At 40.1% G+C, this 13,855-nt stretch carries 17 protein-coding genes; all 17 read left to right on the top strand.

The annotated features are described in order from the left end of the window. Nucleotides 1-4 precede the first annotated feature (4 nt). The 17 genes from HBHAL_RS10025 (at nucleotide 5) to HBHAL_RS10095 (ending at nucleotide 13,759) form a co-directional block, all read left to right on the top strand. On the top strand, nucleotides 5-367 hold the full coding sequence (locus HBHAL_RS10025) for a response regulator (protein WP_014643285.1): 363 nt from the start codon (nucleotides 5-7) through the stop codon (nucleotides 365-367). 12 nt (nucleotides 368-379) lie between these two features. After that, on the top strand, nucleotides 380-1,045 hold the full coding sequence (locus tag HBHAL_RS10030) for a flagellar biosynthetic protein FliO (RefSeq protein ID WP_014643286.1): 666 nt from the start codon (nucleotides 380-382) through the stop codon (nucleotides 1,043-1,045). Continuing rightward, complete coding sequence (gene fliP / locus HBHAL_RS10035; RefSeq protein WP_014643287.1) at nucleotides 1,038-1,703, top strand: flagellar type III secretion system pore protein FliP; 666 nt, start codon at nucleotides 1,038-1,040, stop codon at nucleotides 1,701-1,703. Before HBHAL_RS10030 ends, fliP begins: the two co-directional genes overlap by 8 nt. Before the next feature lie 16 nt (nucleotides 1,704-1,719). Then, the gene (fliQ, locus tag HBHAL_RS10040) at nucleotides 1,720-1,989 is read left to right on the top strand and encodes a flagellar biosynthesis protein FliQ (protein WP_014643288.1); all 270 of its coding nucleotides are present in this window, start codon (nucleotides 1,720-1,722) and stop codon (nucleotides 1,987-1,989) included. Nucleotides 1,990-1,991: 2 nt separating this feature from the next. Further along, nucleotides 1,992-2,768 (top strand): flagellar biosynthetic protein FliR, encoded by a 777-nt coding sequence (fliR, locus tag HBHAL_RS10045; protein ID WP_014643289.1) that lies wholly within the window; start codon nucleotides 1,992-1,994, stop codon nucleotides 2,766-2,768. A 6-nt stretch (nucleotides 2,769-2,774) separates the two neighbouring features. Then, complete coding sequence (gene flhB, locus HBHAL_RS10050; protein WP_014643290.1) at nucleotides 2,775-3,860, top strand: flagellar biosynthesis protein FlhB; 1,086 nt, start codon at nucleotides 2,775-2,777, stop codon at nucleotides 3,858-3,860. An 18-nt stretch (nucleotides 3,861-3,878) separates the two neighbouring features. Next, nucleotides 3,879-5,912 carry a flagellar biosynthesis protein FlhA gene (flhA, locus tag HBHAL_RS10055; RefSeq protein ID WP_014643291.1) on the top strand — a complete coding sequence of 678 codons (2,034 nt, stop codon included), beginning with the start codon at nucleotides 3,879-3,881 and terminating at the stop codon, nucleotides 5,910-5,912. After that, a complete protein-coding gene (gene flhF / locus HBHAL_RS10060; protein ID WP_014643292.1) occupies nucleotides 5,909-7,018 on the top strand; it encodes a flagellar biosynthesis protein FlhF in 1,110 nt (369 codons plus the stop codon). Before flhA ends, flhF begins: the two co-directional genes overlap by 4 nt. Then, the gene (locus tag HBHAL_RS10065) at nucleotides 7,011-7,880 is read left to right on the top strand and encodes a nucleotide-binding protein (RefSeq protein ID WP_014643293.1); all 870 of its coding nucleotides are present in this window, start codon (nucleotides 7,011-7,013) and stop codon (nucleotides 7,878-7,880) included. Before flhF ends, HBHAL_RS10065 begins: the two co-directional genes overlap by 8 nt. Before the next feature lie 42 nt (nucleotides 7,881-7,922). Continuing rightward, nucleotides 7,923-8,072, top strand: coding sequence for a chemotaxis protein CheB (locus HBHAL_RS21195; RefSeq protein WP_145956036.1), 150 nt, complete (start codon nucleotides 7,923-7,925; stop codon nucleotides 8,070-8,072). Then, a complete protein-coding gene (locus HBHAL_RS10070) occupies nucleotides 8,065-10,083 on the top strand; it encodes a chemotaxis protein CheA (RefSeq protein ID WP_014643295.1) in 2,019 nt (672 codons plus the stop codon). Before HBHAL_RS21195 ends, HBHAL_RS10070 begins: the two co-directional genes overlap by 8 nt. A gap of 13 nt (nucleotides 10,084-10,096) precedes the next feature. Then, nucleotides 10,097-10,564: a chemotaxis protein CheW gene (locus tag HBHAL_RS10075; protein ID WP_014643296.1), complete on the top strand. Its 468-nt coding sequence runs from the start codon at nucleotides 10,097-10,099 to the stop codon at nucleotides 10,562-10,564. Between the two features lie 4 nt (nucleotides 10,565-10,568). Then, a complete protein-coding gene (locus HBHAL_RS10080; RefSeq protein WP_014643297.1) occupies nucleotides 10,569-11,228 on the top strand; it encodes a chemotaxis protein CheC in 660 nt (219 codons plus the stop codon). After that, nucleotides 11,203-11,700: a chemotaxis protein CheD gene (locus HBHAL_RS10085; RefSeq protein ID WP_014643298.1), complete on the top strand. Its 498-nt coding sequence runs from the start codon at nucleotides 11,203-11,205 to the stop codon at nucleotides 11,698-11,700. The genes HBHAL_RS10080 and HBHAL_RS10085 overlap by 26 nt, the downstream gene beginning before the upstream one ends. A 294-nt stretch (nucleotides 11,701-11,994) precedes the next feature. Beyond that, nucleotides 11,995-12,771 carry a FliA/WhiG family RNA polymerase sigma factor gene (locus tag HBHAL_RS10090; RefSeq protein WP_014643299.1) on the top strand — a complete coding sequence of 259 codons (777 nt, stop codon included), beginning with the start codon at nucleotides 11,995-11,997 and terminating at the stop codon, nucleotides 12,769-12,771. Between the two features lie 214 nt (nucleotides 12,772-12,985). Then, nucleotides 12,986-13,156, top strand: a complete 171-nt coding sequence (locus HBHAL_RS21495) for a hypothetical protein (protein WP_014643301.1) — start codon at nucleotides 12,986-12,988, stop codon at nucleotides 13,154-13,156. 123 nt (nucleotides 13,157-13,279) lie between these two features. After that, nucleotides 13,280-13,759: a DUF6115 domain-containing protein gene (locus HBHAL_RS10095; protein ID WP_014643302.1), complete on the top strand. Its 480-nt coding sequence runs from the start codon at nucleotides 13,280-13,282 to the stop codon at nucleotides 13,757-13,759. Nucleotides 13,760-13,855: the final 96 nt, after the last annotated feature.

Here is a 13,855-nt window from a genome sequence, read left to right on the forward strand (position 1 = left end):
TAAGATGGGAGAAAGAATAATGATTGTAGATGATGCAGCTTTTATGAGAATGATGGTAAAGGACATTCTTACGAAAAATGGGTATGAAATTGCAGCTGAAGCAGAGGATGGGAAAAAAGCGGTGGAATTATATAAAGAAAAAAACCCTGATCTCGTAACGATGGACATTACCATGCCCGAAATGGATGGAATTACAGCACTAAAGGAAATAAAGCAGCATAACCCAAATGCTAAAGTAATTATGTGCTCTGCAATGGGACAACAGGCAATGGTTGTCGATGCTATTCAAGCAGGGGCGAAAGACTTTATCGTTAAACCTTTTCAAGCTGATCGTGTTATTGAAGCCATTCAAAAAGCCTTAAGTTAAAGAGGAATGTTTATGTATCGAAAAACTAGATGGACAGCTTTCATTATCGCTTTATTTACTATTTTTCTCGGAGGTGCAGGGGTCGTTCATGCTGCACCCTCTGCCACTGAGTGTTTAGAAAATCCTCAGCTTGAAGGATGCCCATCTTCAAACTCAGCAGAGGATTCTGAGGCTCCCTCCGGAGGCAATCCCTCTCAGGTGGAAGCAGCTGAAGGGTCCTTACTGTGGAATATTGTAAAACTGGTTTTTGTTCTTTTGCTAGTATTAGTTCTCATATATGGACTATTAAAGTTTTTTAATTCTAGGAATAAAGTATTCAATCAGAATCGAACAATGGAAAACCTGGGAGGGATGAACCTTGCACCTAACCGTTCGATTCAGGCTGTGCGGATTGGCGAACAAGTGTTTATCCTTGGCGTTGGGGATTCTGTAGAAATCATTACCGAGATCTCGGATCCTTCGACCAAAAGCGCTTTGATCCAAAAGAATAAACATCAAGGAATGGAACAAGCTTTCCCTTTGGATAAGTGGCTAGGAAAATGGAAAAAGGATAAGGGAAAGGAAGAAAGTACTTCAACGGTACAGTTTCAGCAATTATTTGAGAAACAGCTTAAAGACATGAAAGAAAAAAGAAAGAATGCGTCAAGACAGGATCAGGAGGGCAGAGATCATGAATGAATTTATCGATATCTTCTCCGGTTCAGATCCTGAAGATATTTCTACTTCCGTTAAATTACTGCTATTGTTAACGGTCTTGTCCCTTGCTCCTGGAATATTGATTTTAATGACGAGTTTTACAAGGATTCTGATCGTACTTTCGTTTGTCAGGACTTCGCTTGCGACTCAGCAAATGCCTCCCAATCAAGTTTTGGTTGGTATTGCTCTTTTTTTAACATTTTTCATAATGGCCCCCACTTTCCAGGAAGTAAATAACCAGGCCTTAACGCCGTTGTTCAATGAGGAAATTACATTGGATGAAGCTTATGAAGAAGCAAGTATTCCTATGAAGGATTTTATGGGGAAACATACGAGGCAGAAGGACTTAGCTTTATTCATGAATTATTCAGGAATGGAACGGCCGGAGACCATTCAGGATGTTCCGCTCACTACGCTTGTACCAGCTTTTGCTATCAGTGAACTTAAAACAGCTTTTCAAATGGGGTTCATGATATTTGTCCCTTTTCTCGTTATTGATATGGCTGTAGCGAGCGTGCTTATGTCCATGGGTATGATGATGCTGCCTCCCGTCATGATATCACTTCCTTTTAAGATATTATTATTTGTACTGGTTGATGGGTGGTTCTTAATTACAAAATCGCTATTAGAAGGATTTTAGGAGGGAGGTCAATAATATGAACGATCAAATGGTCATTTCATTTGCTAAGGAAGGCATTTATACCGTTTTAATGATTACCGGTCCCTTGTTGATTCTAGCTTTGGCGGTCGGCCTCCTGGTTAGTATTTTTCAGGCAACGACGCAAATCCAAGAACAGACGCTTGCTTTTATTCCGAAGATTGTGGCGGTAATGGTGGGTTTAATATTTTTTGGTCCCTGGATGCTGACCAACATGGTAGAGTTTGCTGCCGGTATATTCAGTAACTTAAATATGTTAGTAGGGTAGCTATGCTGGACTCGATAAATTTAGCGGGCATTCCCGCGTTTTTATTAATATTCATTCGAGTAACCTCCTTTTTTGTCACACTTCCGCTCTTCTCCTATCGAAATGTTCCAAATCAGCATAAAGTTGGTTTTAGCTTTTTTATTGCATTACTAATGTATTTCTCGCTTTCTATACCTGAGCTTGCTGTGGATGAGGAATATTTTTTGCTTTTATTCAAAGAAGCAGCTGTCGGAATTACGGTTGGTCTACTAGCCTATATTGTACTGGCAGCGATTCAAATCGCAGGTGGTTTTATTGATTTTCAGATGGGATTTGCGATTGCTAATGTTATAGATCCTCAAACAGGAGCTCAAAGTCCTTTAATCGGTCAGTACTTCAATATTATTACTCTGTTGTTTATTTTGGCCGTTGATGGGCATCACCTAATGATTGAAGGTGTGTTTTACAGCTACACCCTGATTCCAATTGATCAATTGCTGCCGCTTCAAGATGAATCGTGGATCCAATATGTTATAGAGACTTTCAACCAGATGTTTGTTATAGCTTTTTTAATGGCCGCGCCTATTGTTGGCTGCTTGTTTCTTGTAGATATTGCCCTTGGAATAGTAGCACGGACGGTGCCACAGCTAAACGTGTTTGTAGTTGGTTTACCGCTGAAAATATTCATAGCTCTCTCTGTCCTGGTCATAGCCATGACTTTTTATATGATGCTGATTGAACAATTATTTGAAACTATGCTCACCACCATGCGTGGTTTAATGCAAATATTCGGAGGCTAGCTGCTCATGAATTACTTACATTTAGACCTGCAGTTCTTTGCAGCAGACGAAAAAACAGAAAAAGCTACGCCTAAGAAGAGACAGGATAGTCGAAATAAAGGACAGGTTCCCAAAAGCCAGGATGTAAATACCGGCTTTCTTCTATTAATGGTATTTGGCGTCCTGTTTTTACTGGGGAGCCAAATGAAGTCAACTATGACAGGAATGTATGAACATGCGTTTCAAGAATATATTCACTGGGATGTAACTGAAATGCAAGTTCATACGATTTTTGTCGAAATGACCTGGGAAATTAGTAAAGTCCTTGCTCCTATAATGGGGGTGGCTATTGTAGCTGGTATAGCATCTAATCTTTTGCAGGTGGGCATTATGTTCACCGGTGAGCCATTAAAAGTGGATTTAAAAAAGCTGGATCCTATCCAGGGAGCAAAAAAAATATTTTCAGCACGGGCTCTCGTCGAGCTTGTAAAGTCCTTGCTGAAAATTACCATGGTAGGCTCTATAACATTTGCGATCATCTGGGTTAATAAAGATGAAATGATGCTGATGTCCCAGAAATCCGTACAGGCAGCCCTCGCTTTTTTTGGTAACACTACTATTTTAATGGGGCTTGCTTCAGCACTCGCCCTGCTTATTCTCTCCGTTATCGATTATACATATCAGCGCTACGATCATGAGAAAAATATACGAATGTCTAAAAAAGACATTAAAGATGAACATAAGAACATGGAAGGGGATCCACAGATTAAAGCAAAAATTAAAGAGAAGCAGCGGCAAATGTCTGCTTCCCGCATGATGAGTGAAGTCCCTGATGCGGATGTGGTAATTACGAACCCCACCCATTATGCAATTGCTGTAAAGTACAGTGAGGATCAGGGAGATGCGCCTTATATTGTCGCTAAAGGGGTTGATTTTATCGCTTTAAAGATTAAAGAAGTAGCTAAAGCAAACAACGTAGTTACCGTTGAGAACCGTTCTTTGGCAAGAGCTTTGTATAAAAACACTGAGATCGATCAGCCCATTGATGAGCAATTCTATAAAGCAGTAGCAGAGATTCTTGCTTACGTATATCAATTGGAGAAAAAAATCTAAAGTAAAGGAGGCCCACTGATGTCAGCAAGAGATTTATCCGTTTTATTAGGCGTGATCCTGATCATCGTCATGCTTGTGATTCCGCTTCCGGGGTGGCTCCTTAGTTTTTTTATTCTCATTAATATTACGCTTGCTCTGATTGTCATTTTAGTTTCAATGAATATGGAGGAAGCGCTACAATTTGCTGTTTTTCCAACCCTATTATTATTGCTTACATTATTTCGACTTGGTTTAAATGTTTCAACAACCCGTTCCATTCTGTCCGAAGCCGAAGCGGGAGGTGTGATTGCTACATTTGGAACTTTCGTTATCGGAGGAAACCCTTTGGTTGGATTTGTCGTATTTGTCATTCTGGTTATTATTCAATTTCTAGTAATCACGAAAGGGGCAGAGCGTGTATCTGAAGTAGCCGCTCGATTTACCTTAGATGCTATGCCCGGAAAACAGATGAGTATAGATGCTGATTTGAATGCAGGTATGATTAATGAACACCAAGCTAAAGAGCGCAGAGAAAAAATTGAAAATGAGTCCGATTTTTATGGAGCGATGGACGGAGCAAGTAAGTTTGTTAAAGGAGACGCTATAGCCGGTATTATCATTGTACTTATTAATATAGTGTTTGGTTTAATTATAGGAATGGTCCAGATGGGCATGTCCTTTAGTGAAGCAATTGATACCTATATGCGATTAACCATAGGGGATGGTCTTGTCAGTCAAATTCCTGCCCTGCTTATATCTACAGCTACCGGAATTGTAGTCACGCGCGTAGCTTCTCAGGGTAATTTAAGTACAGATGTAACTAGTCAGCTGCTCCGGTATCCTAAATTGTTATATATAGCTGCTGGAACTATTTTTCTATTAGGTTTAACTCCGATTCCATTCTTTCTTACAACTCTTATAGCTTCCGTGTTAGGATTTGGGGCTTACTGGCTCTCTAGAGAAGTTGAAGAACCAGTTGAAAATGAGTCCGAAGAGCTGGATGAAACAGAAAGTGATCAAATGAAATCGCCCGAAAATGTGGTTAACTTAATCAGTATGGATCCGATTGAGTTTGAATTTGGCTATGCACTTATTCCGATCGCTGATTCAAATCAGGGAGGGGACTTATTAGACCGGATTGTCATGATCCGGAGACAGTTGGCTATCGAATTAGGGATAGTCATTCCTGTTGTAAGAATAAGGGACAACATCCAGCTGCATCCGAATGAATATCGGTTAAAGATAAAAGGAAATGAGGCGGCACGCGGCGAGCTTCTGCTTGATCATTATTTAGCCATGAGCCCAGGAGACGAAGATGAGGAATTAGAAGGAATCGAAACGCAGGAACCTGCCTTCGGTTTACCGGCCAAATGGGTTACTGAGGACCTGAAAGATGAAGCAGAATTATCTGGCTATACCGTAGTTGATCCTCCATCTGTTGTATCCACTCATATTACTGAGGTAATTAAACAGCACGCCCATTCCCTCCTTGGACGTCAAGAAACACAGCAGCTGATTGATCATTTGAAAGAATCCCATCCAATTCTGGTGGCCGAAGTTACACCGGAGCCTTTATCAGTTGGCGATGTTCAAAAGGTTTTGGCTAAACTTTTACGTGAGAACGTGTCCGTTCATAACTTACCTGTAATCTTCGAAACACTGGCTGATTTCGGCAGAATGACCACCGATACGGATCTGCTTGCTGAATACGCGAGACAATCATTAGCCGCTCAGCTCACCCGTCAATATATGAAAGAAGACCAAAGTGTCAAAGTCATCACCGTATCCGGTAAAGTAGAGAAAATAATTGCAGACAACATTCAACAGACAGAACATGGCAATTATCTAGCACTGGATCCAGAAAGTCAGCAGTCCATTATTAGCGCCGTGGCAGCTCAAGTTGAACAAATTTCACTTCAGGAAGAAACAGCGGTTTTGTTGTGCTCGCCAGCTGTCCGCATGTACATCAAGCAGCTGCTGGAACGATTCTTACCTCAAGTAGTTGTGTTATCTTATAACGAATTAGAGCCAACTGTTGAAGTGCAAAGTGTAGGAGTAGTGAATGTCGCATGAAGGTGAAAAAGTTTCAGGCAGTTACCATGCCGGAAGTCATGAAAAAGGTGAAAAGTGAATTAGGACCTGAAGCGGTAGTGTTGAATACAAAAACAGTCAAGGCAAGGGGACTGTTCAAAAGGTTCAAGAAAGATCTTATTGAAGTCATTGCAGCCGTAGATTCTTTCGATTCTATCCAGAAGAAGGAGCAGTCTTCAAAAAGTTCTAAAGCATTAAATTCTAATGAAACGGCAGCATCATCGAATGAAGCCATCATGAACGAGTTGAAGCAGCTTCGTTTGACGATAGAATCTACAAATGATCACTCGCCGGGCTCTGGAAAATTCGCAGCCTGGTATGAACATCTGATTGCGCAAGAACTAGAACCTGAACTTGCTGCAAGTATTGTAGAAAGTATCGAACGGAAACAAGGGACAGATCATTCTGGTCAAAAGGATGGGAGGGAGCGGTTATTAACGGAAGAGATCACTAAGCGTCTGAATCCACATCCTTTTGGACATAAGCATTTGGGTAAAACATTTGTGCACTTAGTAGGACCAACTGGAGTTGGAAAAACAACGACCGCAGCCAAATTGGCAGCGGAAGCGGTTTTGAATCAAAAACTAAACGTAGCCTTTATTACCACTGATACATACCGCATTGCGGCTATTGATCAATTGAAAACCTATGCGAAAATACTGGACGTTCCGCTTGAAGTAGCCTACAACCTCAAAGACTATGAAAAAGCAATAGAAAAATATAAAGATTTTGATCTTGTGTTAGTGGATACAGCTGGACGTAATTACTTGCAGTCTTCTTATGTAGAAGAGTTAAACCAGCTACTAAAATTTAATGATGCTTCCGAAACTTTTTTAGTATTATCGTTAACAAGTAAATATATGGATATGAAAAATATTTATGAGAAATTTCTTCATATTCCCATCAGCAAGGTTATTTTTACAAAAGAAGATGAAACCTCTACTTATGGAAGTGCGATTAATTTCCTGGTTCACCATAAAATTGGTGTCGCTTACTTAACTAACGGGCAAAATGTTCCAGACGACATTGAAGAAGCTTCGCCTGACAAGATGGCGAGGAAAGTTACAGAGGGATATGGTTATGCATGATCAAGCCGAGCAATTACGGCTACGTATGACGGGCAGCCGGGTTGTGGAACCTAAAGCCCGCACTATTGCTATTGCCAGCGGAGTAGAAGGAGAAGGGAAATCCACCTTCGTTGTTAACTTTGGCATTAAACTAATAGAACAAAATCATCGCGTCCTAATTTTTGATTTAGATGTTGGTAAGGGAACGATCGACCGATTATTAGAAGTTCATCCTTCACGTTCACTGGCTCATCTTTTTTCTGAACAGAAAACCATTCATGATCTTATCGAGCAGGCGCCATCATCTGTATCTTATCTCGCCGGGGGGACAGGGGTGGAAGTGTTTTCTGAGCTTGATGAATGTAAGTTTCAATATTTTCAATCTCAGTTTGAAGAGTTAAACCGGTCCTATGATTACATTCTATTTAATATGAGATCAACTGTAGAAGAGAATTGTTCAGAATTTATGACGGCTGCCCATGAAGCGATCATTGTAACTACACTGTCCTCCACTTCAATTAGAAGTACATACGGACTTATTAAACGATTACTAACCAGGGAAAAAGAATTTCCGATTTCGATACTCCTTAATCGGTATGCTTTGGAAAGGGAGAGTGAAGATACCAGCTTCCGTCTTCAGGAAGTAATTCATCGTCATTTAAAAACTCAAGTTCAATATTTAGGTGCCATCCCTGAGGACCGTGCTGTCATTCGTTCAATCATTCAGAAGAAGCCTTTTACGATTCAATTTCCTGAAGCTCAGGCAAGCAAAGCTATCAGTAATATAGTCTATAACTATATAAATCTATCTGAAAATAAACTTCACCATCAAGAATTTTTATTTAAATTGAGGCGGTTCATTAGTAAAGGAGCAAGACGATGAAAAAGACATGAGCTAAAACGAAAATATCCACAGACTTATAGCATTGTCGAGTCGGAAGACAGCTGTATTGTATTTGGAATGCCTAAAGCTATTTTTAATGCTGGATTGGCTGATGAAGTTATGCATTTATCAGGAATTGGCAGCAGTATCATAAAAGCTCTTAGACCAAAGAGGGGGAAGAAGAATGGATAATAACCCATACCTAGAAGTTTTTATAGATGAAAGTAAAGAGCATCTTCAAGCAATTAATGATCATCTATTATTGTTAGAGAAAAACCCTGAAGACTTGTCCATTGTTAATGAAATATTCAGATCGGCCCATACCTTGAAAGGCATGTCAGCTACAATGGGGTATCAGGATCTATCTAATTTAACTCATCAGATGGAAAACGTTCTAGATGGGGTGCGTAATGAACTAATTAAAGTAGATGGTGACATGTTGGATATCGTATTCGACTCAGTAGATGATTTAGAAGCGATGGTCATGGATATAGCAGGTGGTGGTGCTGGTAATCGGGATGTTAAACAGGTGGTGAAAATGCTTGAAGGTATTGAAAAAGGTGAAAAAGCCACAACGTTTTCTTTGGAACCAGCCCAACAGGTGAACACTTCGGCAAGTATGTCTATTGATGAATTTACCCGCACAGTTTTAGAGCAGTCTAAAGAACAAGGTCAGCAAAATTATCGGGTCGAAATTACTTTAAGAGATGATTGCCTGTTAAAGGCAGCTCGTGTCTATATGGTTTTTGAGGTGCTTGAGCAATTGGGGGAAGTTATTCTGTCCGTCCCCTCTGTGGAGCAGTTGGAGAACGAAGAATTTGAACAAAGTTTTATAGTTTTATTAATAACCTCTTCCAACATGGAAGAAGTAGAAAAAAAGATACATAAAGTCTCGGAAATAGAGAGAGTTGCGGTCGCTGAATTCCTGATTGACAGACGCTCACCTGAATTATCTTCTCAGGAAGAAAACAATTCTTCAGAATCTGTAAACAATACCAAATCTAAAGAGAAAATAGCTTCAGTAAACTCAGAAAAAACAAATCAAATGCAGACTGGGAATAAAACGGTACGTATAAATATAGATCGATTGGATGTACTGATGAATTTGTTCGAGGAACTTGTCATTGATAAAGGAAGACTGGAACAAATTTCAAGTGAATTGAAACATGCTGAACTTCAGGAAACAGTGGAACACATGTCCAGGATTTCAGGAGATTTGCAAAGTATTATTCTTAATATGAGGATGGTGCCGATCGAACAAGTTTTTAACCGGTTCCCTCGTATGGTGCGGCAGCTTTCCAGAGATCTGAGTAAACAAGTAAGCTTGAGTATAGTTGGGGCAGACACAGAACTTGATCGAACCGTTATCGATGAAATTGGAGACCCTCTTGTTCATTTAATCCGCAATGCTCTTGATCATGGAATAGAAAGTCCAGCAGAAAGAGAAAGAAAAGGAAAAAACCCTTCAGGGAAACTGGAGTTGAAATCCTTCCATAGCGGCAATCATGTGTTTATAGAAATAGCAGATGATGGTGCAGGAATTAATCGGGATAAGGTCATTCGAAAAGCGGTAAGCAACCATGTGATTACAGAACACCAGGCCCTAAACATGAACAATAAACAGGTTTATGAATTAATAATGGAAAGTGGTTTTTCGACTGCCGACGTGGTTTCTGATGTATCTGGCCGAGGGGTTGGGTTGGACGTAGTTAAGAATACGATCGAAGCGCTGGGTGGTACCATTACGGTAGATTCTGAGCTTGACAGAGGCAGCGTTTTTTCCGTGCAACTACCTTTAACGCTATCGATCATATCTGTCATGCTTGTAGAAGTGCAGGAAGAGAAGTTTGCGATTCCACTTGGTTCGATAATTGAGACGGCGATTGTTAAGAAAGAAGACGTTATGTTAGTTCATAGAAAACAAGTGATCGATTTTCGAGGAAGAGTAGTTCCTCTCGTCTTTTTAGAAGAAGTGTTAGAAGTACCTTCATCATACGAAGAGGGGGAATATCATTCTCTGGTTATGGTTAGAAAAGGAGATAAAATGGCAGGTCTTGTTGTAGATTCGTTTATCGGGCAGCAGGAGGTCGTTTTAAAATCTCTCGGAGACTATTTGAGCGGAGCATATGCCATTTCAGGAGCCACCATCTTAGGAGATGGTCAAGTAGCATTAATTCTTGATAGTCATGCACTTATTAAATAGAGGAGGAATGAGAATGGAAGAAATGAATTCTTTTTTAAAGGTAATTGTCTTTCAGCTAAACGAGGAAGAATATACAATTCCTGTTCATCAAGTAGGTTCCATTGAGAGGATCATGCCGATCACCAGGGTCCCTGGAACGGCTCCGTTTGTAAAAGGAGTGATTAACTTAAGAGGGGTTGTTACTCCTATAATAGACCTGCGTGAGAGATTAGGAATGGAATATACCAGAATGGCTGAGCAAACCAGGATTATTACAGCTAAAATAAGTGATCTGGCTGTGGGGTTAATTGTTGATGGAGCTAATGATGTTCTTGATATCAATCAGGAATTAATTGAGCCTTCTCCTGAAGCAATAGGAACTGAAGAATTAGATTTTATACAGGGAGTGGTACATCTTGAACAACGATTGCTGGTTCATTTGAACCTTGAAAAGGTGCTGTCTCTTGAAGAGGTCCATGACCTGAAAAAGGTTGAAGTATAAATCTATGACATTCAGTGATCGTTTTTCAGCTGTTCAAATAGATGTACTTAAGGAAGTGGGCAACATCGGAGCTGGACACGCGGCTACCTCTCTTTCCCATTTACTTGAACGAAAGATCGAAATGTTTGTCCCCTCGGTTCGACTGGCAGACTTTGACGAAGTGGTTGAACTTTCAGGGGGTTCAGAAGAGGTTGTTGTCAGTGTGTATTTAAAAATAGAAGGCAATGCACCAGGGGGGATGTTTTTCATTTTGCCGCCAGCTCAAGCAGAACGTTTTGTAAGAATCATGACTGGAGATGCGTCTTTTACTATTCATAATTCCAATTCTATGGAAATTGGTGTATCAGCTCTCAAAGAATTAGGGAATATTCTGTCTGGCTCTTACCTTACAGCCCTCTCAGATTTTACACAATTGACGCTTTACAACTCTGTTCCTTCACTAAATATGGATATGGCAGGAGCCATCTTAAGTTTCGGTTTACTGGAACTATCCCTAGTCAGTGATCAGGGTATTGTAATCGAGACTTGCCTGACAGACTCATCTGATGAGACTAAAGGATCTGTTGAGGGGCACTTCTTCTTATTTCCAGACCCTGATTCATATGATACGTTGTTTAAAGCCCTGGGAGTATCAGCTTATGACGAAGATGATCCAAATGGTTAAAGTGGGAATAGCTGATCTAAAAGTAACAAAACGATCAGAAAAACTTCGCACCTCAGGGCTCGGTTCATGCGTAGGTATAGTACTCTATGATGAATTCCATAAGGCTGCAGGCATGGCTCATATTATGCTTCCTGACTCTTCATTAGCCAGGAAGGGAGATATTAATCGATTTAAATATGCAGATACAGCTATAGAAGATCTTCTTATTAAATTAAGTCGATCAGGGGCTGACAGCTTCCAATTAAAAGCAAAAATTGCAGGAGGAGCCCAAATGTTTCATTTTACACCGGCGAGTGAAATGATGAGGATAGGTCCTAGAAATGTTGAGGCTGTAAAGAAAAAGCTTGCTAGTTTGCATATCCCTATTGAAGCTCAGGATGTAGGAGGGCAAAGTGGCAGGACTATTGAGTTTAATCCACTTACTTCAAATCTTCATATAAAAACAGTAAATAAGGAAGAAATGATTATTTGATAAACGGCTCTATTAACTGGAACTTGTACGCTGCTAAATTTCATACTCTTTACCCTTTGTCTAATTTATGGGAAACCTCTGTCATCCGAGGTGCCACAAGTTTTTTCTATTTCTTTACCGGCTCTTAGAATATAGAAGACTGACTGGATATGTAGCAGCTCTTTCTCAAAACTCTGACAGGCTTCATTTAGTAAAGAGCTTGATCAAAGGGGATTTTGGTAATATCTGAATATTTTAAAAGAAGATAAAACGCAGGATAAGTGATTGATTATAGAAAGAGCAGGGAGGGTTATTATGGCAAACTGTTCATCTCCTCAAGAAGAAAGACTATGGGAACTATGGACAACCAATAAAGATGGGGAAGCTGCTAATCAATTAGTTCAGCTTTATGATTACTTAGTAAGCTACCACGTGCAGAGGATATCTGCTCACTTACCCAAAAGCGTGAGTAAGGACGATGTCAGAAGCTTAGGAATGCTTGGATTATATGATGCATTGAAGAAGTTCGACACGACAAGAGATTTAAAATTTGACACTTATGCTTCTTTCAGAATCCGCGGCTCTATTATGGACGGTTTAAGAAAAGAAGACTGGCTCCCACGCTCGGTCCGGGATCGTTCGAAAAAGATTGAGCAGATGACTGAAAAACTGGAGCAGCGTCTTCAGCGGCCGGTTACTTCGGCGGAAATCGGAAAAGAATTAAATATGACAGCGGCAGAAGTGGAAGAAACGGTAAAAGATTCATTATATGCTAATGTTCTTTCAATGGAAGAAAGGCCGAAAGACGGTGGGGAGGAGCATAAAGAAGGAATTGGTTACTCGATCCCTGATGAACAAACCATGACGCCTTCTGCATCAATGATTCAAGGTGAGAACTTTCAGGAGCTCGCGACTCAAATTCAAAAGCTTAATGAGAAGGAACAGTTGGTGATCAGTTTATTTTACACTGAGGAGCTTACACTAACGGAAATTGGCGAAGTGCTTAACTTAACTACTTCAAGAATCTCTCAAATACACGCAAAGGCCATATTTAAGTTGAAAGCCGCACTAAGCGATATGATGAACTCTTAAATACAAGGGGGAGAGTGTGGTGGAAAAACGGAATAAAATAAAGATACCTGGTTCTCAGGATAAGACGAAAGCTTACATATTATTAATGGCAGTGTACCAGCAGGCTTCTGTTTAAAATCGCGAGGCGCAACATTATGAACAAGTAGAAAAAGATAAACAGAGACGAATGGTCCTCTAAGGAAAGAATCGCTTTTCTCGCCAGCGAAAATCATTTATGGAGACGGAAGAAGATATTGAAGATTTTACCGACCAGCTTAAACGACTAGAGTGTAAGATTAGAGACGTAAAAGACGCCAAGGGGCAGGCAGAAGGTAAACTGTTTGATAACGTACAGCCAGGGCTTGGTCAATACGAATCCAGGGTAAAAGTCTCTACAACCCGTTAGAAGCTGTAATACATAAAGGGGAAATAGTCCTTCGTCCATTAGAAGACTCCCAACTCCAGGAATAACCAAAAAACAAACGACAAGGTTTTACGGACCGATCGTGTACAGCAGGTGAAAATCAAGATGTCCACATTCTTATTAGTCATCAGTTTTATTATTGACGGGGTGATAATACTTACCCTTTTAACGATCTCCACCAGAGTGGAAAAAAACGAAGAGCTTGAAATGCGCCAGGAGGAAGTAGCTAGAGAAATTGAAGATATGTTTACTTCTTATTTAATGGAAATTAAAGAAGAGAACAAACGAATGAGCAGTTGGCTTCAGCCCGAAAAGCATTCGATAAATGATCAAAAAACAGAGGGTGGAAAGGCAATTGTCGATGAGTCTATATCCTCTAAGCATTATAAGGTAAAATCTTCAGAAGAGCACACTAATTATTCACCACCCCTGTCTAACGAGGGGAAGGACTTTTTTGAACGCAGCGACAACTACCGAATTTTAGAGTTAAGAAGAGTAGGATATTCTGTAGATGAGATCGCGAAGAAATTAGACAGAGGTAAAACAGAAATTGAACTATTTATTAAATTTGAGCAAAAACATTAAGTGAAAAACTTGATAGAGCTACGGTGGTATGGTATATTTACTGTCGGTGTCAATACACACGTCTTTGGATTCTTTTATAGGTTGCTCTTACAAAAG

It is taken from the genome of Halobacillus halophilus DSM 2266 (assembly GCF_000284515.1).
GTDB lineage: Bacteria > Bacillota > Bacilli > Bacillales > Halobacillaceae > Halobacillus > Halobacillus halophilus.